General features: G+C 72.8%; 16 protein-coding genes and 1 other RNA gene. 8 read left to right on the forward strand and 9 right to left on the reverse strand.

What is annotated here, in order from left to right; all coding sequences use genetic code 11:
- The first annotated feature begins 174 nt into the window (after positions 1-174).
- The 3 genes from smpB to RCG67_RS08365 all read left to right on the forward strand — a co-directional run bounded on the left by smpB (position 175) and on the right by RCG67_RS08365 (position 2088).
- Positions 175-651 (forward strand): SsrA-binding protein SmpB, encoded by a 477-nt coding sequence (gene smpB / locus RCG67_RS08355; RefSeq protein ID WP_058874759.1) that lies wholly within the window; start codon positions 175-177, stop codon positions 649-651.
- 86 nt (positions 652-737) lie between these two features.
- Positions 738-1119, forward strand: a transfer-messenger RNA (tmRNA) gene (gene ssrA, locus RCG67_RS08360).
- A 180-nt stretch (positions 1120-1299) separates the two neighbouring features.
- The gene (locus RCG67_RS08365; RefSeq protein WP_368825695.1) at positions 1300-2088 is read left to right on the forward strand and encodes a DUF4190 domain-containing protein; all 789 of its coding nucleotides are present in this window, start codon (positions 1300-1302) and stop codon (positions 2086-2088) included.
- A 119-nt stretch (positions 2089-2207) separates the two neighbouring features.
- Here the strand turns inward: RCG67_RS08365 and hisN are convergent, their stop codons facing one another.
- The 4 genes from hisN to RCG67_RS08385 form a co-directional block, all read right to left on the reverse strand.
- Positions 2208-3005 (reverse strand): histidinol-phosphatase, encoded by a 798-nt coding sequence (gene hisN, locus RCG67_RS08370; RefSeq protein WP_058874741.1) that lies wholly within the window; start codon positions 3003-3005, stop codon positions 2208-2210.
- Between the two features lie 68 nt (positions 3006-3073).
- The gene (gene rsgA, locus RCG67_RS08375; RefSeq protein WP_368825696.1) at positions 3074-4183 is read right to left on the reverse strand and encodes a ribosome small subunit-dependent GTPase A; all 1110 of its coding nucleotides are present in this window, start codon (positions 4181-4183) and stop codon (positions 3074-3076) included.
- Complete coding sequence (gene aroA, locus RCG67_RS08380) at positions 4173-5555, reverse strand: 3-phosphoshikimate 1-carboxyvinyltransferase (RefSeq protein ID WP_368825697.1); 1383 nt, start codon at positions 5553-5555, stop codon at positions 4173-4175. The genes rsgA and aroA overlap by 11 nt, the downstream gene beginning before the upstream one ends.
- Before the next feature lie 17 nt (positions 5556-5572).
- Positions 5573-6112, reverse strand: coding sequence for a DoxX family membrane protein (locus RCG67_RS08385; protein WP_368825698.1), 540 nt, complete (start codon positions 6110-6112; stop codon positions 5573-5575).
- Between the two features lie 312 nt (positions 6113-6424).
- On the opposite strand from RCG67_RS08385, the gene RCG67_RS08390 reads away from it, so the two are divergent.
- Positions 6425-7093, forward strand: coding sequence for a sigma-70 family RNA polymerase sigma factor (locus tag RCG67_RS08390; protein ID WP_058874737.1), 669 nt, complete (start codon positions 6425-6427; stop codon positions 7091-7093).
- A 2-nt stretch (positions 7094-7095) separates the two neighbouring features.
- On the forward strand, positions 7096-7362 hold the full coding sequence (gene rsrA, locus RCG67_RS08395) for a mycothiol system anti-sigma-R factor (protein WP_058874736.1): 267 nt from the start codon (positions 7096-7098) through the stop codon (positions 7360-7362).
- A gap of 95 nt (positions 7363-7457) precedes the next feature.
- Here the strand turns inward: rsrA and RCG67_RS17635 are convergent, their stop codons facing one another.
- From RCG67_RS17635 to RCG67_RS08405, 3 genes are all read right to left on the reverse strand, one after another.
- Entirely contained in the window at positions 7458-7532 is a 75-nt protein-coding gene (locus RCG67_RS17635; RefSeq protein WP_095343185.1) for a 50S ribosomal protein bL37, read from the reverse strand.
- A 136-nt stretch (positions 7533-7668) separates the two neighbouring features.
- A complete protein-coding gene (locus RCG67_RS08400) occupies positions 7669-8268 on the reverse strand; it encodes a GDSL-type esterase/lipase family protein (RefSeq protein WP_058874735.1) in 600 nt (199 codons plus the stop codon).
- Between the two features lie 133 nt (positions 8269-8401).
- Positions 8402-12331, reverse strand: a complete 3930-nt coding sequence (locus tag RCG67_RS08405) for a multifunctional oxoglutarate decarboxylase/oxoglutarate dehydrogenase thiamine pyrophosphate-binding subunit/dihydrolipoyllysine-residue succinyltransferase subunit (RefSeq protein WP_368825699.1) — start codon at positions 12329-12331, stop codon at positions 8402-8404.
- A gap of 270 nt (positions 12332-12601) precedes the next feature.
- On the opposite strand from RCG67_RS08405, the gene guaB1 reads away from it, so the two are divergent.
- From guaB1 to RCG67_RS08420, 3 genes are all read left to right on the forward strand, one after another.
- Positions 12602-14059: a GMP reductase gene (gene guaB1 / locus RCG67_RS08410; protein ID WP_368825700.1), complete on the forward strand. Its 1458-nt coding sequence runs from the start codon at positions 12602-12604 to the stop codon at positions 14057-14059.
- Between the two features lie 195 nt (positions 14060-14254).
- Positions 14255-15616: a hemolysin family protein gene (locus RCG67_RS08415; protein ID WP_368825701.1), complete on the forward strand. Its 1362-nt coding sequence runs from the start codon at positions 14255-14257 to the stop codon at positions 15614-15616.
- A complete protein-coding gene (locus tag RCG67_RS08420; RefSeq protein ID WP_368825702.1) occupies positions 15613-16695 on the forward strand; it encodes a hemolysin family protein in 1083 nt (360 codons plus the stop codon). The genes RCG67_RS08415 and RCG67_RS08420 overlap by 4 nt, the downstream gene beginning before the upstream one ends.
- Positions 16696-16771: 76 nt before the next feature.
- Here RCG67_RS08420 and RCG67_RS08425 read toward each other — a convergent pair whose 3' ends face one another.
- A complete protein-coding gene (locus RCG67_RS08425) occupies positions 16772-17728 on the reverse strand; it encodes a diacylglycerol kinase family protein (RefSeq protein WP_368825703.1) in 957 nt (318 codons plus the stop codon).
- Positions 17721-18152 carry a Fur family transcriptional regulator gene (locus RCG67_RS08430; RefSeq protein WP_058874729.1) on the reverse strand — a complete coding sequence of 144 codons (432 nt, stop codon included), beginning with the start codon at positions 18150-18152 and terminating at the stop codon, positions 17721-17723. The genes RCG67_RS08425 and RCG67_RS08430 overlap by 8 nt, the downstream gene beginning before the upstream one ends.
- Between the last annotated feature and the right edge of the window lie 59 nt (positions 18153-18211).

Consider the following 18211-nt stretch of genomic DNA (forward strand, 5'->3'; position numbering starts at 1 on the left):
GCTTAGCGGGTGCCGCGACGGTGACCTGGGGCGACGCCCGTGCCCCGGCTCCGCCTCCCGGCGCGGAGGGCGACCGTCCGTTCCGCGCCGACGCCGTGGCGTAGGATGGAGGCCCTGCCGCGTGCCCCGGTGCGCGGCCGTTCCCCGCCCGCACCGTCCCCAGGGAGGAGGCCCATGGCCAAGAAGGACTCCGGTCGCCAGGTCGTCGCCAACAACAAGAAGGCCCGGCACGACTACCACATCCTCGACACCTACGAGGCAGGCCTCTCGCTCATGGGCACCGAGGTGAAGTCCCTGCGCATGGGGCGCGCCTCGCTCGTGGACGGGTTCTGCCAGTTCACCGACGGGGAGCTGTGGCTCGAGGGCGTCCACATCCCCGAGTACCTGCAGGGCTCGTGGACCAACCACTCCGCCCGCCGGCGCCGCAAGCTGCTCCTGCACCGCACCGAGATGGACAAGATCCAGCAGAAGACCCGGGAGGCGGGCTTCACGATCGTCCCGCTCTCCCTGTACTTCGTGGACGGGAAGCGGGCCAAGGTCGAGATCGCGGTGGCCAAGGGAAAGCGGGAGTACGACAAGCGCCAGGCGCTGCGGGAGCAGCAGGACAACCGCGAGGCGCAGCGCGCCATGCGCTACAAGAACCTGGGCTGAGGCGCCCGGGCATCCCTTGCGGCCGGCGTGTACCGCGCGGTACAGTGGGTTGTCCCGCTGCGGCGGGGTGATTGACAAACGAATACGGGGATGATCGGTTTCGACGATGTGAGTTGAGACAGGGGAAGCGGGTCGAGGACGCAGAGTTATCTCGTAAACGCTCTCTGTAAAACAATAGTTGCCAATTCCAAGAGCAACGCCACGCAGTCCACTTTCGCGCTCGCCGCGTAAGTAGACTCACCAGTGGCTGTCAGCCCGGGTTCGCCTTCGGCCCGGGGCCTGGCATCAGCTAGAAGGCCACTGCTCCAGCCGTTCGTCGCGGGCGTCTGGAGAACACTTTCGCGACTGAGTCCGTCGGCCACGTGTCTGCACGAGGGCCGGGACTGAGAAGACGCCAAGCAGACTGCGCCCGGAGAAGCCCTGACAATGCTGCATCGGACGGGGGTTCAATTCCCCCCATCTCCACGAGATCCCTGACCGGGGAGCGCCGCGAGGCGCTCCCCGGTTTTTTCGTGCCCGCTCCGTCCGGTGCGGGGGTCCTCCGGCGCCCCGTGCCGGCCCGGTCCGCGACCGGTGGGCCCACAGGGTCTCACGGCGGACCGTGTGACAAGCTGGTGCCGTACCGACGACGACCGAAAGGGCAACGCCATGAGCCACAACGACAACACGCCAGACCAGAGCGGCACCGGTGCCGGCGGGTCGTCGAGCTCGGGCCGCCAGGACGTGCCCGAGTACGGCCAGCGCGTGGAGGGAGCTCCCTCCGGCCCCTCCTACGACCCGCCGCGCTACGGCCAGGGAGCACCCGGCGACCAGTACTCCGCACCCCAGTACGGGCAGGGGCAGTACGGCCAGGGCCAGTACGGGCAGGACTCCTACAACCAGGGCCAGTACAACCAGGGACAGTACGGACAGGACCAGTACAACCAGGGGCAGTACCGACAGGACCAGTACGGCCAGGGCTCCTACAACCAGGGCCAGTACAACCAGGGGCAGTACAACCCGGACCAGTACGGCCAGGGCCAGTACAACCAGGGTCAGCAGGGCTACCAGGGCCAGTACGACATGGGCCATTACGGGGCGGCGTCCAAGCCCGCGGGCACGGGCCTGGGCATCGCCGCCCTGGTGCTGGGCATCGTGGCGCTGCTGACGTGCTGGTTCGTGCTCGGCATCGTCCCGGGACTCGTCGGACTGGTGCTGGGCATCGTGGCGCTGCGCAAGCTGGGCAGGACGCCCGGCACGTCCAAGGCCCTGCCGATCATCGGCATCGTGCTCAGCGTCCTGGGGATCCTCGCGAGCATCTTCTTCCTCGTGGTCTACGGGGCGTTGATCGACTCGGTCCTCAACGGCGAGTGCGCCCAGTACCTCGAGGCCAACGACCAGGCCGGCTTCCAGCGCTGCCTCGAGCAGGAGTGGGGCGTCAGCACCATGGACCAGTGACCGCCCGGTGACCCGTCCCGCTCGAGCGGGCAGGGCGCACGCGAGGGGCCCGCACCGACCGGTGCGGGCCCCTCGCCGTCGCCGGGGCGGTCCGTGCCCGGCGAGCCGGGCGCGGTGCGTCAGGAACCGGTGGCCAGCATCCCCAGGACCTCGTCGTGGAGCAGCCCGTTGGTGGCCAGCGCGTTGCCGCCGAAGGGGCCGGGCTCGCCCTCGAGGGAGGTGAAGCGGCCGCCGGCCTCCTCGACCACGGGCACGAGCGCGGCCATGTCGTGCAGACTGAGCTCGGGCTCGCAGGCGATGTCCACGGCGCCCTCCGCCAGGAGGCAGTAGGACCAGAAGTCGCCGTAGGCCCGGGTCCGCCAGACCTCGTCGGTGAGCTCCAGGAAGCGGTCGCGCACCCCGCGGTCCCGCCACCCGGTGAGCGAGGAGTAGGACAGCGAGGCGTCGGAGAGCCGCCCGACCTGGGAGACGCGGATGCGCTGGGCGTTGGCCAGGGACTTGCCGGTGAAGGCGCCGGTGCCGGACGCCGCCCACCAGCGGCGGCCGAGCGCCGGTGCGGAGACCACGCCGACCACCGGCCGGCCCTCGTCGACGAGGGCGATCAGGGTGGCCCACACCGGCACGCCGCGCACGAAGTTCTTGGTGCCGTCGATGGGGTCCACGACCCACTGCCGGGCGCCGCTGCCGGTGGCGCCGTACTCCTCGCCGATCACGGCGTCCCGGTTGCGCGTGCGCCCCAGCTGGGCGCGGATGAGCTGCTCGGCCTCGCGGTCGGCGTCGGTGACGGGGGTGAGGTCGGGCTTGGTCTCCACCACGAGGTCCTGGGCCTTGAACCGGCGCATGGTCAGGCGGTCCACGGCGTCGGCCAGGATGTGGGCGAGGCGGAGGTCGTCGGTGTAGTTGCTGGGGCTGCGCATTGGACCAACCTACCCCGAACCCGTCCCGGGCCTGGTCGGACGGGAATGGTGCTGGGCGGCCCGGCGGGTCACTGGACGCCGAGCTCCTTGTCCTCGCGGGACTCCCCGGGGCGCTCCCCGGCGCCGAGCAGGCGGCGCAGGGAGACCAGCCGGGACTCGCCCGCGTCCCCGGCACGGCCCTGCGCCACCCAGGCGTCGAGGGCGCAGCCGGGGGAGGTGTCCGTGTGCCGGCAGCCCTTGGGGCACTCGGCGATCGCCTCGGCGAGCTCGTCGAAGGACTCCACGATCCGGTCGTGGTCCACGTGCGCGAGGCCGAACGAGCGGATGCCCGGGGTGTCGATGATCCAGGACCCGGGGGAGGCGTCCTCGACCTTCAGGGCCAGGGCCGACGACGACGTGTGCCGGCCCCGCCCGGTCACGGCGTTCACCCCGCCGGTGGCCCGGTCGGCGCCCGTGAGAGCGTTCACGAGGGTCGACTTGCCCACGCCGGAGTGCCCGAGCAGCACCGAGACGCGGCCGTCGAGCCGCTTCCGCAGGGCCTCCACGAGCGCGGGGTCGAGGGGCAGCGTGGTCCCGTCGTCGTCCGCCGGGACGTCCCGGGCGGGCCCCGAGACGAGCACGGGCAGCTCGAGCGCCGTGTAGTGGGAGATCAGCTCCGCGGGATCCCGGAGGTCGGTCTTGGTGATGCACAGCAGCGGCTCGATGCCGGCGTCGTAGGCGGCCACCAGGGAGCGGTCGATGAACCCCGTGCGGGGCTCGGGGTTGGCGGCGGCCACCACGACCACGAGCTGGTCGGCGTTGGCGACGACGACCCGCTCGACCGGGTCGGTGTCGTCCGCGCTGCGCCGCAGCACAGTGGAGCGCTCCTCGATCCGCACGAGGCGGGCCAGGGTGTCCGGGGCCCCGCTGACGTCCCCGACGAGGCCCACGAGGTCGCCGGCGACCACCGGCCGGCGGCGCAGCTCCTTGGCGCGCACCGCCACGACCAGCCGCTCCCGGGGCGTGTCCTCCTCGAGGATCGCGGTGTACCGGCCGCGGTCCACGGTGACGATCCGTCCCGTGACCGCGTCCTCGTGCGCCGGCCGCTCCTTGGTGCGCGGCCGGGAGCCGGACTTGCTGGGCCGCACGCGCACGTCCGACTCGTCCCAGTCGCGCCGGACGGAGTCCCTACGCGCCACGGTGCGTGCCCGTGAGCTCCGCCCACAGCCGGGGGAACTCGGGCAGGGTCTTGGCGGTGGTCGCGATGTTCTCGACCATGACGTCCGGGACCACGAGGCCGATCACGGCGCCGGCGGTGGCCATGCGGTGGTCCTCGTAGCTCCGGAAGGTCCCCCCGTGCAGGGGCGCGGGACGGATCAGCAGCCCGTCCGCGGTCTCCTCGGCGTCGCCGCCGAGCCGGTTGATCTCGGTGACGAGCGCCGCGAGCCGGTCGGTCTCGTGGCCGCGCAGGTGCGCGATGCCGCGCAGCCGCGACGGCGTGCCGGCGACCGCGCACACGGCGGCGACGGTGGGCGCGAGCTCCCCGGCCTCGCCGAGGTCGAGGTCGACCCCGGTCACCGACTCCGGTCCCGTGACGGTGAAGGTCCCGTCCGCGAGCTCCACCGACGCGCCGAACGCCGGGAGGATGTGCTTCCAGTGGTCCCCGCCCTGGGTGGTGCGGGCGGGCCACCGGGGCACCGAGACCCGTCCGCCGGTCACCACGGCGGCCGCCAGGAAGGGGCCCGCGTTGGAGAGGTCCTGCTCGATGGTGACGTCGAAGGCCCGCACCGGTCCCGGCGCCACCCGCCACTCGTCGGGGACCGAGTCGTCCACGGAGACGCCCAGGCCGCGCAGCACCTCCACGGTCATCTCGACGTGCGGCATCGACGGCACGCCGCGGCCGGAGCCGTCGGCGCTGCGGTGGCGCAGCACGAGCCCGTCGTCGAAGCGCGCTCCCGCGAGCAGCAGGGCGGAGACGAACTGGCTCGAGCCGGTGGCGTCGATCTCCAGCTCCCCGCCGCGCGCAGCACCGGTGCCGTGCACGGTGAAGGGCAGCCGGCCCCGCCCGTCGTCCTCGACGCGCAGGCCCAGACCGCGCAGGGCGTCGATCACCGGCCCCATGGGGCGCACCCGGGCGCCGGGGTCGCCGTCGAACGTGACCGGGCGTCGTGCGAGGGCGGCGAGGGGCGGGACGAAGCGCATCACGGTCCCGGCCAGGCCGCAGTCGACCACGACCGGCTCCGTGGCGTCCCACGCCGCGGGCTCGACGAGCAGGTCGGGGCCGAAGCCGCCGTCCCCCGGCACCTCCTCGACGCCGGCGCCCAGGGCGCGCAGGGCGTCGACCATGAGCCGGGAGTCCCGGGAGTGCAGGGGAGCGCGCAGCCGGCACGGCCCGTCCGCGAGGGCGGCGAGCAGCAGGTACCGGTTGGTGAGGGACTTCGAGCCCGGGACCGTGAGCTCGGCGACGACGGGGCGGGCGCCGACGTGCGGAGCCGGCCACAGCTCGTGCTGCGGGACCGGCTCCGCCGCGCCGGGACGGGCCGGTGGGGCGGAGGACTCCGACGGCTTCACGGCGGGGGGACCGTGGCCTAGCCCTGCTTGACGGCGTGCTGGAGGGCCTTCTCGGCCTTGGCGACCTGCTTCTGGGTGTCCTTGCCCAGCTTGGAGGCGTTCTTGCGCACGTCCCCGGCGAGGTGCTCGGCGCGCCAGAGCAGGGAGGGGTTGCCCTCGGTGTCCACGGCGGCGAGCATGACGGCGCCCACCAAGGAGGAGTTCTTGAAGGCGGTGGAGCGGCGGGCGGCCTTCTGCTCCGCCGTGCTCGCCTCGGCGGCGCGGTAGTCGGCGTAGGCGTTGAGCGCGGTCGTGGTGACGAGCACGCCGGCCGAGAGGCGGGGCAGCTTGCCCAGCCCGAAGAGCACGGCGGCGCCGACCTGCGCCGCGGCCAGGCCCTGGGCCACCACGGCGTGGTTCTGCAGCGCGGGACCGGCCTGCGGGAAGGCCTTGGTGGCGGCGGAGATCGCCGGGGCGAGGTGCTGGGCGGCCTGGGACGAGCTGCGGAAGCTCTCCACCCCGTTGGCGACGTAACCGGTGGCCAGCAGCGGGCGGGCGATGCGACGGACGATGCTCATGGGTTCCTCCTCGGCGGCGGACGGTACCGCGGGGCTGTGTCGGGCGGGTCTGGTGCGGCGCACGGCGCCGCTCGTCCCATCCTAGCCACGGGGACCGCGCGCGGGGCGAGCGCGCGGCCACGGCGCCGGGGAATACGCGCGGCGGTGTCCCCCGTTGTGCAGGACAGTGATCGGCCCGGAAAGGGGCCGGGCACCATCGACGTCCAGCGAGCGGACCCGCACGGCCGGGGGAGAGGAGCAGCAATCACCGCCCCCACGAGCGTTCTCGAGCCGGCCCCGGCCCGCGCGCACCGCCCCGTAGACTGGTCAGTGATGAACGAGCAGAACCAGCAGGGGGCCGCCCCGCAGCGCGCCGAGCCGCCCGTCGACGTCGAGACCGAGAGTCCCGAGGCCCGGAAGGCGCGCTTCGAGCAGGACGCCATGGAGTACGTGGACCAGCTCTACGCCGCCGCCCTGCGCATGGCTCGCAACCCGGCCGACGCGGAGGACCTCGTCCAGGAGGCCTACACGAAGGCCTTCTCGGCGTTCCACCAGTACAAGCCCGGCACGAACCTCAAGGCGTGGCTGTACCGCATCCTCACGAACACGTACATCAACCTCTACCGCAAGCGGCAGCGCGAACCGCTGCAGGCCAACACCGACACCGTCGAGGACTGGCAGCTGCACCGCGCCGAGTCCCACACGTCCTCGGGGCTGCGCTCCGCGGAGGTCGAGGCGCTGGACCACCTGCCGGACAGCGACGTCAAGCGCGCCCTGCAGGAGCTGCCCGAGGAGTTCCGGCTCGCGGTGTACTTCTCCGACGTGGAGGGCTTCGCGTACAAGGAGATCTCCGAGATCATGGACACGCCGATCGGGACGGTGATGTCCCGCCTGCACCGCGGGCGGAAGCTGCTGCGCGAGAAGCTCGCCGACTACGCCGCGGAGCGCGGCTTCGACACGTCCAGGGTGACCGGCGACCAGAAGAAGGAAAAGGACAAGTAGACATGGCCGACTGCGAGAGCCTCGGAGGCTGCACGGACGAGAGGATCCGCCTGATCTACGAGTACCTGGACGGGGTGCTCCCGGCGGAGGACCTCGACGACATCCACGGGCACCTCCTCGAGTGCCGGGAGTGCGCCCGCGAGTACGACCTGGAGTGCGTGATCCGCTCCGTGGTCCGGCGCTCCTGCGCGGAGACGGCGCCGGCGGACCTGCGGGTCTCCATCCTCGCCCGGCTGCACGGCCAGCGCCAGGACCCTCCCGCCGCCTGAGCCCGGCGCCCCGCCCGGGCACACGGAAGGGCCCCGGACCGCTTCAGCGGTCCGGGGCCCTTCCGTCACGGCGTCGCCGGGGTCCGGGGAGGACCTCAGGCGTTGGGGCGCTTGCCGTGGTTGGCGCCGCCCTTGCGGCGGTCCTTGCGCTTGCGTCCGCGCTTGCTCATGCGAGCCTCCTGTCTGTCCGCGGTCGTCCGCGGCGGATCGTGGGTGTCGGCGTCCGTTCCCGCGTGGTCGGGTGATGTCGGCGGCGGCCGGACGGGGCACTGCCCGCCATTCTCTCACACGCGGGGCGGGCGGGGCTCACTGGGGCTCGGGCAGGTCCAGCCAGTCGTACCAGCCGCGGTGCAGCACGAGCCAGGCCATCAGGCCGTAGCCCGCCTGGCCGGGGTGGCCGTGGTTGGCCGCGAGGTCCTTGCGCCACTGCTCGTGGTGCTGCAGCGGGTTGAACGTGTCCACGTAGACGTGGTTGCGCCGGGTCGTGACGTCCGCGTAGGCGGCCGAGAGGTCCGCGATCCGGCGGTTGCGCTCGGTGTCCATCGTGGGCGGGGGGCCGACGACGAGGACCCGCACGTTGTGCTGGGAGGCGGTGTCGATGATGTTCGCCATGTTCAGCCGGGACCGGGCGCTCGTGATGGACAGGTCGATGTCCAGCGTGGAGGGCGCGATGACCAGGCGGTTGTCGTGGCCCGGGGAGAAGCGGCGGGCCGCCTCCTCGAACCAGCGCTCGTTCAGCGACTCGCTGCCCTCGCCGGGCGCCGCCAGGTTGTAGGCGGACACCGGGGCCACGTGGTGCGGGGTCCGGGCCATGACCCGCCCGAACCAGCCCAGGCCCCGGGGGTCGCCCTCGCCGGCCAGCAGCTCGTCACCGACTGCGACAATTCTGATCCTTCGTTGCTCCACGTCGTTCTTTCTGGTCGGGGGTGCGGGATGTCGGGGGGACGAGCGGCGCCGGCCCGTGGGCACGGGCCGGCGCCGGACTCGCTGGGGACGTGCGGGAGGGCAGGGGCACGGGCCCCTGCCCTCCGGGACCGCCTCAGTCGCGCTCGAAGGCCGTCTGCACCAGGGTCTCGAGCTCGGCCGCGTGGCGCTTGGCCGAGCCGTTGGCCGGGGACGCGGACGCGGGACGGGAGGCCAGCCGGACCGGCCGGTCGAGCTGCGGCACCAGGTTGACCGCCATGAACGGCCAGGCGCCCTGGTTGGCGGGCTCGTCCTGGGCCCACGTGAGCCGGGCCTCCGGGTACTTGCCGAGCTCCTCCCGGATCTCCGCGAGGGGCAGCGGGTACAGCTGCTCCACGCGCACCACCGCCGTGCTCCGGTCCTGGCGCTCCTCGCGGGCCGAGACGAGGTCGTAGTAGAGCCGGCCGGAGACCAGCACCACGTCCGTGACCTCGGAGGCCTCCAGCCCCGCCTGGTCGCCGATCACCGGGCGGAACCCCCCGGACGTGAACTCCTCGATCGGGGAGGCCGCCGCCTTGAGGCGCAGCAGCTGCTTCGGCGTGGCCACCACCAGCGGCTTGCGCGGACGGCTGTAGGCCTGCCGGCGCAGCAGGTGGAAGTGGTTCGCCGGCGTCGAGGGGTTGGCCACGACCATGTTCTTCTCGGCGCACAGCGTCAGGAAGCGCTCGATGCGGGCGGAGGAGTGGTCCGGGCCCTGCCCCTCGAACCCGTGCGGCAGGAGCATGACCAGCGAGGAGCGCTGGCCCCACTTCTGCTCGGCGGAGGAGACGAACTCGTCCAGGATGATCTGGGCGCCGTTGACGAAGTCGCCGAACTGGGCCTCCCAGACGGTCAGGGCCTCGGGGCGCTCCACGGAGTAGCCGTACTCGAAGCCCAGCACCCCGTACTCGGACAGCAGCGAGTTGTAGATCGCCAGCTGCGCCTGGTTCCCGGAGAGGTGGTTGAGCGGGGTCCACTCCGCACCGGTGCCGGCGTCGTAGAACACGGCGTGGCGCTGGGTGAAGGTGCCGCGCCGGACGTCCTGGCCGGACATCCGGACCGGGATGCCCTCCATCATCAGGGACCCGAAGGCCATGAGCTCGCCCATGCCCCAGTCCACGCCGCCCTCGCGGGTCATCGCCTCGCGGCGCTCGAGCAGCTTGCGCAGCTTCTTGTGCACGGTGAAGTCCTCGGGGACCTCCAGGTGCACCGCGCCGATCCGCTCGGCGGCCTCGCCGGAGATCGCCGTGGTGCGCGGGATGGACACCCCGGAGTCGGCCTGCTGGGCGGAGGGCCGCTCGATGTTCGAGATCGCGGCGGAGTCCCCGGTGACCAGCGGGATGGAGGAGGTCTGCGCCTCGTGGGTCTCGGCGAAGACCCGCTCCAGCCGCTCCTGGTAGTCCTTCAGCGCCCGGTCGGCCTCCTCCTGGGTGATGTCGCCGCGGCCCACGAGGTTCTCGGTGTAGATCTTGCGGGTCGAGCGCTTCTCCTCGATGAGGTTGTACATCAGCGGCTGCGTCATCGAGGGGTCGTCGCCCTCGTTGTGGCCGCGGCGCCGGTAGCACACGAGGTCGATGATGACGTCCTTGTGGAAGGCCTGCCGGTACGCGAATGCCATCTGGCCCACGTGCGTGACGGCCTCGGGGTCGTCGGCGTTGACGTGGAAGATCGGCGCCTGCAGGCCCTTGGCGATGTCCGTGGCGTACGTGGTGGACCGGGCCGCGGCGGGCGCGGTGGTGAAGCCCACCTGGTTGTTCACCACGACGTGGACGGTGCCGCCCACCGTGTAGCCGGGCAGCAGGGCCATCTGCAGGACCTCCGCGACCACGCCCTGGCCCGCGAAGGCGGCGTCGCCGTGCACCTGGATGGGCAGCACGGGGAAGGTGCCGTCGCCCTCGGGGCCGGCCCCGAGGACGTCGGTCTTGGCCCGGGCGATGCCCTCGACGACCGGGTCGGCCGCCTCGAGGTGGGACGGGTTGGCGGCCAGGTAGACCTGGGTCTCGTTGCCGTTGTCGGAGGTGAAGGAGCCCTCGGTGCCGAGGTGGTACTTCACGTCGCCGGAGCCCTCGGTGGTGCGCGGGTCCTGGCTGCCCTCGAACTCGCGGAAGACCTGGGCGTAGGACTTGCCGGCGATGTTGGTGAGCACGTTGAGCCGGCCGCGGTGGGCCATGGCGATGCCCACGCCGGCGAGCCCGGCGTCGGCGGCGTCGGAGATGATCTCATCCAGCAGCGGGATCAGGGACTCGCCGCCCTCGAGGGAGAACCGCTTCTGGCCCACGTACTTGGTCTGCAGGAACGTCTCGAAGGCCTCGGCGGCGTTGAGCCGGCCGAGGATGCGGAACTGCTCCTCGCGGCTGGGCTTCTGGTAGCCGTGCTCGAGCTGGTCCTGGAACCACTCGCGCTCCTCCGGCTCCTGCAGGTGCATGTACTCCACGCCGACGGTGCGGCAGTAGGCGTCCCGCAGCCGGCCCAGGATGGTGCGCAGACTCAGCACGTCCGCGCCGCCGAAGCCCCCGGTGGGCCACTCCCGCTCCAGGTCCCACAGGGACAGCCCGTACGTGCGGATGTCGAGGTCCGGGTGCTTGCGCATCACGTACTCGAGCGGGTTGGTGTCCGCCATGAGGTGCCCGCGGACCCGGTAGGCGTGGATCAGCTGCTGGATCCGGGCGACCTTGTTGACCTGGATCTCGGGGTTGACCTGGTTGTCCACGGCCCAGCGCACGGGCTCGTAGGGGATCCGCAGGGCCTCGAAGATCTCGTCGTAGAAGTCCTCCCCGCCCAGCAGGTAGGACTCGATCAGGCGCAGGAACTCGCCGGAGCCCGCGCCCTGGATGACGCGGTGGTCGTAGGTTGAGGTCAGCGTGATGATCTTCGAGACCGCGTGCCGCGCGATCGTCTTGGGGGAGGAGCCCCGGTACTCGGCGGGGTGGTCGAGCGCGCCCACGCCGACGATGCACGCCTGCCCCTTGGACAGCCGGGGCACCGAGTGCACCGTGCCGATGCCGCCCGGGTTGGTCAGGGACACCGTGGTGCCCTGGTAGTCCTCCATGGTCAGCTCGTTGGCGCGCGCGCGGCGGACGACGTCCTCGTACGCGTTCCAGAACTGCATGAAGGACATGTCCTCGGCGCCCTTGATGTTGGGCACCACGAGGTTGCGGGAGCCGTCCTTGTTCGGGATGTCGATGGCGATGCCGAAGTTGACGTGGGCGGGGTGCACCGCGACGGGCTTGCCGTCCTGCTCGTCGTAGACGACGTTCTGGGACGGGTAGTTGGCCAGGGCCTTGATCACGGCGTAGCCGATCAGGTGCGTGAAGGACACCTTGCCGCCACGGTTGCGGGCGAGGTGGCTGTTGATGACGATGCGGTTGTCGATCAGCAGCTTCGCCGGCACGGCGCGGACCGTGGTGGCGGTGGGCACGGTGAGGGACGCGTCCATGTTGGCGGCCACGGCCTTCGCGGGCCCGCGCAGCTTGACGACCTTGTCCTCGGCCGGCGCGTCGTGGTTGGGGGCCGTGGCGCGGGCGCGGGCGGGCTGGGCCGGGATGGGCCGCTTCGCCTCGGTGGTCTCGGCCTCGCCCTGGTCGGTCTCGGGCCGGCCCTCGGCCTTGGCTCCGGACTTGCTGGGGGCGGGCGCCGCGGCGGGCTTCGGGGCCGGCTTCGTCGCCGGCGCGGAGGCGGTCCGGTCAGCGGTCCCGGACCCGGGGGTCTTGGAAGCGGCGGGGGCCTTGGGGGCGGTGCCCTCCGGGGCCTTCTCCTTCGGGGAGGACGCAGGAGTCTTCGACGCCGGGGCCTTCGACGCCGGGGCCTTCTCCTTCGGGGAGGACGCAGGGGCCTTCGGCGCCGGGGCCTTCCCCGTGCTCTGCTGCTCCGCGGGGGCGCCGTTGTCCGCGCTCATCGACTCGAAGATGGGCCACCACTTCTCGTCCACCGAGTTCTTGTCCGTCCGGTACTTCTCGAACAGTTCGTCGACGAGCCACTCGTTACCTGCGAATTCTTCAGGGATGGGGTGCTGTGGCTGATGTGGCACGGGGAATACGCCTCTTCCATGGTTGATCGCGTGGAGGCCGTCTGCCCGGTCTCCACAGTGTCGGTCCCAGCAGCGTCCGGACCCGCCGCCGGTGTTCGTCGCCGGCCGTCTCCCGCGACAGCCGCCGGCGTCCGCCTCCGGACCGGCCGGACGGTCGTCGACCGGGCGCGGCCGTACCTCCGGCGAGTCTAGTGATCCGCGCGGCGGCATGGCTAGTCCGCGGCCCCGCCCCGGGGCGCGTGTCGCGGGGCCCCGGCTAGACTGGCGCGCGTGCGCTTCCTCAACACCCCCACCTCCGACCTGACCTACAGCGACGTCTTCCTCGTGCCCTCGAGCTCCCGGGTCACCTCCCGCTTCGACGTCGACCTCACCCCGCGCGACGGCACGGGCGCCACCGTGCCGCTCGTGGCCGCGAACATGACGGCGGTCACCGGCCGCCGGATGGTCGAGACGCTCGCCCGGCGCGGCGGGCTGGGCATCCTGCCGCAGGACATCCCGCTCGACGTCATCGCCGACGTCACGTCCTGGGTCAAGGACCGCTCCCCGCGCTTCGAGACGCCGGTGGTCCTCGGCGCCGAGGACACAGTCCACGACGCCCTGGGCATCATGCACAAGCGACCCCACGGGGCCGTGGTGGTGTGCGGGCCGGACCGGTCCTACCGCGGGGTGGTGCTCGCGGCCGACTGCACCGAGGTGGACCGCTTCACCCAGCTCGGCTCGATCATGCGCACCGACGCCCCGGTGTTCTCCCTGGCGGACGTCCGGGCCGGCTCCGGCGACGACGTCCTCGCCGCCGCCTACGACCGGCTGACCCAGACCCGCGCCCACGTGGCGCCCGTGCTGGACGGGGACACGGTCGTGGGCGTGCTGACCCGCAAGGGCACGGTGCGCTCCACCATCTACGCCCCCGCGCTGGACGGCGCCGGGCGGCTCCGGGTGGGCGCCGCCGTGGGCATCAACGGGGACGTGCGGGGCAAGGCCAGGGCCCTGCTCGACGCCGGGGTGGACGTCCTCGTCGTCGACACCGCCCACGGCCACCAGCGCAAGATGGTGGAGGCCCTCGAGCAGGTGCGCGCCGCGGCTCCCGACGTGCCCGTCGTGGCCGGCAACGTGGTCACCGCGGACGGCGTCCAGGACCTCGTCGACGCCGGTGCGGACATCGTGAAGGTCGGCGTGGGCCCCGGCGCGATGTGCACCACCCGGATGATGACCGCCGTGGGCCGGCCGCAGTTCTCCGCCGTGCTCGAGTGCGCCGAGGCCGCGGCGGGACTGGGCCGGCACGTCTGGGCGGACGGCGGGGTGAAGCACCCCCGGGACGTCGCCCTGGCGCTCGCGGCCGGCGCCAGCCAGGTGATGGTGGGCTCCTGGTTCGCCGGCACCCACGAGGGGCCCGGCGAGCTCAACGTGGACGCGGACGGGCGCATGTACAAGGAGAGCTTCGGCATGGCCTCGACCCGCGCCGTGCGCGAGCGCACCCGGGGCGAGGGCGCCTTCGCCCGGGCCCGCAAGGGCCTGTTCGAGGAGGGCATCTCGAGCTCCAAGATGTACCTCGACCCCGAGCGCCCCGGCGTGGAGGACCTCATGGACCAGATCACCGCCGGCGTGCGCAGCTCCATGACCTACGCGGGGGCCACGACCCTCGAGCAGTTCGCGTCCCGGGCCGTGGTCGGCATCCAGTCCGCCTCCGGCTACGAGGAGGGCAGGGCGCGCGCCGTCAGCTGGTCCTGAGCCGCGCGCCGGGCGGGCCCCGCTCCGGTACTCTGGAGCTCTCATGGACTCGTTCAGTAGTTGCCGGCCCGGCCGCGGCGTCCCCCGCCGCGGCCCCTGCGCCGGCTCACCCACCGTCCCCCTCCCCGCCCCCGGCCGCACGGCCCCGGCCCGCCCGGCCCCCGCCCGGCGGGCCGCCACGGGAGGCCGCTCCTGATGGAATGGCTGCTCCTGGCGGCGGGCCTGCTCCTGATCCTCGGCACGGGCTTCTTCGTGGCCGTCGAGTTCTCCCTCGTGGCCCTCGACCAGACCACGGTGCGCCGTGCTCTCGCCGAGGGCGACCGGGCCGCGGAACCGCTGCTCAAGTGCCTCAAGTCCCTGTCCACGCAGCTCTCCAGCTGCCAGCTCGGGATCACCCTGACCACCCTGCTCACCGGCTACACCCTGGACCTCGCGCTCCAGTCCTTCCTGCGGGAGCCGATCGCCGAGCTCACCGGCCTGTCCGTGGCGGCCGCCGGGGGAGCGACCCTGGCGCTGTCGATGCTCATCTCGACGCTGCTGTCCATGCTGCTGGGCGAGCTCGTGCCCAAGAACTGGGCGATCGCGGAGGCGTTCCGGGTGGGCCGGCTGGTCGCCCGCCCCCAGCTGGTGTTCACGGCGGTGTTCAAGCCGTTCGTCGTCACGCTCAACGGCGTGGCCAACCGCGTCCTGCACCTGTTCGGGATGGAGGCCAAGGAGGAGCTCTCGGGCGCGCGCTCCCCGGAGGAGCTGTCCTCGATGGTCCGCCGCTCCGCGAAGATGGGCACCCTGGACGCCGGCACCGCCGCGTTCGTCGCCAAGACCCTCACGTTCGCGGAGCGCACGGCCGCGGACGTCATGACGCCCCGGATCCGCGTGCAGATGCTCGACTCCCACGAGTCCGTGGCGGACGTCGTGGCCGTGGCCTCGCGCACCGGCCACTCCCGCTTCCCCGTGATGGACGACTCCCCGGACGACGTCCGCGGCGTGGTGCACATCAAGAAGGCCGTGGCCGTGCCGTCGGAGCGCCGCGCCGCCCTGGAGTGCGGGGCGATCATGGAGGACGTCCTGCGCGTGCCCGAGACCGTCCACCTGGACTCGCTGCTCGTGCAGCTGCGCTCCGGCGGGCTCCAGATGGCCGTGGTCGTCGACGAGTGGGGCGGCACCGCCGGCGTCGTCACCCTCGAGGACCTGGTGGAGGAGGTGGTCGGGGAGGTCTCCGACGAGCACGACCGGCTCAGCCTCGGGGCCCTGCAGTCCGCGACGGGCGAGTGGTACTTCCCGGGGCTGATGCGCCCCGACGAGGTCTCCGAGCAGATCACCGAGCTCGACATCGAGGACGGGCCCGCCTACGAGACCATGGGCGGTTTCATGATGGACCGGCTCGGACAGGTCCCGAGGACCGGGGACGTGGTGCCCGTCCAGGGCGGCGTGCTCGAGGTCGCCCGGATGGAGGGGCGCCGCGTGGACCGCATCCGCTTCGTCCCGTCCCCGGCCGAGCACGAGGACGCCGCGGCGGGCACCCGCGAGGACGGCGCACGGGAGGAGGACGCACGATGAGCGACTGGGCAGGCCTGGCGTGGCTCGTGGTGCTCCTGGCGGGCAACGCCTTCTTCGTGGGCGGCGAGTTCGCCGTCATGTCCGCGCGGCGCAGCCAGATCGAGCCGATGGCCGAGGACGGCAACAAGCGGGCCCGGACCGCGCTGTACGCGATGGAGCACGTGTCCCTGATGCTGGCCTGCTGCCAGCTGGGCATCACCGTGTGCTCCCTGCTGATCCTCAACATCTCCGAGCCGGCGCTGCACCACATCGTCTCCGGCCCGCTGGAGCACCTGGGCGTGCCGGCCGAGGTCGCCGACGTCAGCGGGTTCCTCACGGCCCTGCTCGTGGTGACCTTCCTGCACGTGGTGTTCGGGGAGATGGTCCCCAAGAACATGTCGGTGTCCGCCGCCGACCGGGCGGTGCTGCTGCTCGCGCCGCCGCTCGTGTTCGTCTCCCGGGTGGTCAAGCCGGTCATCGCCACGCTGAACTGGTCGGCGAACCACGTGCTGAAGCTGATGGGCATCGAGCCGAAGGACGAGGTCTCCTCGACCTTCACCCTGGACGAGCTCCAGTCCATCGTGGCGGAGTCCACGAAGGAGGGCACCGTGGCGGACCAGACGGGCCTGCTGTCCGGCGCGCTCGAGTTCTCGTCCAAGCGCACCGCCGACGTCATGGTGCCCCTGCACGAGCTCGTGACGCTGCCCGAGGACGCCTCCGCGGCGGAGGTCGAGAAGGCGGTGGCCCGCACGGGCTTCTCGCGCTTCGCCCTCACCGAGGACGACGGCGAGCTCAACGGCTACCTGCACCTCAAGGACGTCCTGTCCATCCCGGAGAGCCGCTACAACGAGCCGGTGCCGGTGACCCGGGTCCGCTCCCTGGCCAACCTGCGCCCCGGCATCGAGATCGACGACGCGCTGGCGGCCATGCAGCGCACGGGCTCCCACCTGGCGCGCGTGGTCGACCCGGGCGGGCAGACCCTGGGCGTGCTCTTCCTCGAGGACGTCATCGAGGAGCTGGTCGGCGAGATCCGCGACACCACCCAGGACCGGCGGCAGCGCCGCGGGGACCGGGTGGACACCTCGGAGCCGCCGCGCTGAGCGGCGGACGGGCGCCGGCCCGCCGCGCGGACTGCCGGCGGTGCGCCCGCGGGGCCGGTGCGGGGCCGGCGCGGAATCAGGCCAGGACGCGGACCGCGGCGGGGAGGACGTCCACCCGCACCGGCAGGGGCCCCAGGCGCTCCCCGTCCGCGTAGACGGTGACGTCCGCGGCGTCCACGGCCACGGAGCGGACCCGCTCGATCCGCACGCTCGGCAGCGTCACGTGCCGGCCCGAGAACAGCCGCGGGAACAGGAAGAGGAAGCGGGCCCGGCCCAGGGGCGCCACGGTGAACAGCTCCAGCAGCCCGTCGTCCGCCCTGGCCGCGGGCACGATGGTCAGCCCGCCCCCGATCGACGAGGTGTTGGCGACGTTCAGCAGGACCCCCTCCCGGCGCTCCGTGCGGCGCCCGCCGCCGGCGTCCTCGATCTCGAGCCGGTAGCGGACGGTGCGCAGCCGCACGATCTCCACCAGGACGGCCAGCAGGTACTTGGTGGAGCCGCTCAGGCGCAGCCACCGGTTGGCGCGCTCGTTGACCACGGCGTCGAAGCCGGCGCACAGGGCGGTGGCGAAGACGGCCGTGCGCCCGTCCGGGAAGCGCGCCCGGCCGACGTCGAGGCGGCGCGGCTCCGATTCGTCGAGCCGGCGCAGGATCCGGCCCGCGGCGGCCACCGGGTCCCGCAGCGGGACGCCGAAGTGGCGGGCCAGGTCGTTGCCGGTCCCGCACGGCACCACGCCCAGCGGGATCTCGACGCCCTGCGCGGCGAGCTCCACGAGCACCCCGAGGCCGGCCTGGACCATTCCGTCCCCGCCCACGACCACGAGCGCCCGGGTCGAGAGGGCCCGCACCCGCAGCTGCTCGCGGACCAGCGCCAGCAGGGCGTCGAGGTCGTCCGCGGCGAGCACCACGGTCTCGTCGCCGCCGGTGCGCAGCAGCTCGGCGGCCCGGTGCGCCTCCGCCAGGGCACGGCCGCGGCCGGCGCGCGGGTTGACCGCGAGGACGAAGACGCCGCGGGACGGGCCCGGCTCAGCCATCGGCCCGTCGCGCTCCGCAGGCGGCGCACAGGCCGGTGATCTCCACCGTGTGGTCCACCTCGGTGAAGCCGTGGGCGGCGGCGGTGCGCCCGGCCCACTCCTCGACGGCCGGCGCCTCGAGCTCGACGGCGGCGCCGCAGCGACGGCACACGAGATGGTGGTGGTGGTGCTCGGCCGCGCAGCGCCGGTAGATGGCCTCGCCGTCGTCGCTGCGCAGCACGTCCAGCTCCCCGAGCTCGGACATCGACTGCAGGATCCGGTAGGTGGTGGCCAGGGAGACGGAGTCGCCGCGCTCCCGCAGCAGGGCGTGCAGGTCCTGCGTGGAGATGAAGTCCTCCCGGGACGCGAGGGCCTGGGCGACGGCACGGCGCTGCCGGGTGTTGCGGACCTCCCCGGCGCCGCCCCCGCTGGTTCTCACGCTCACGCCTCGTCCTCTCGTCGCCGGTGCCTGGGCAGGCCACCAGCTTAACAAGGACCGCCCGA

Source organism: Kocuria cellulosilytica (genome assembly GCF_040981245.1).
Lineage (GTDB): Bacteria > Actinomycetota > Actinomycetes > Actinomycetales > Micrococcaceae > Kocuria > Kocuria cellulosilytica.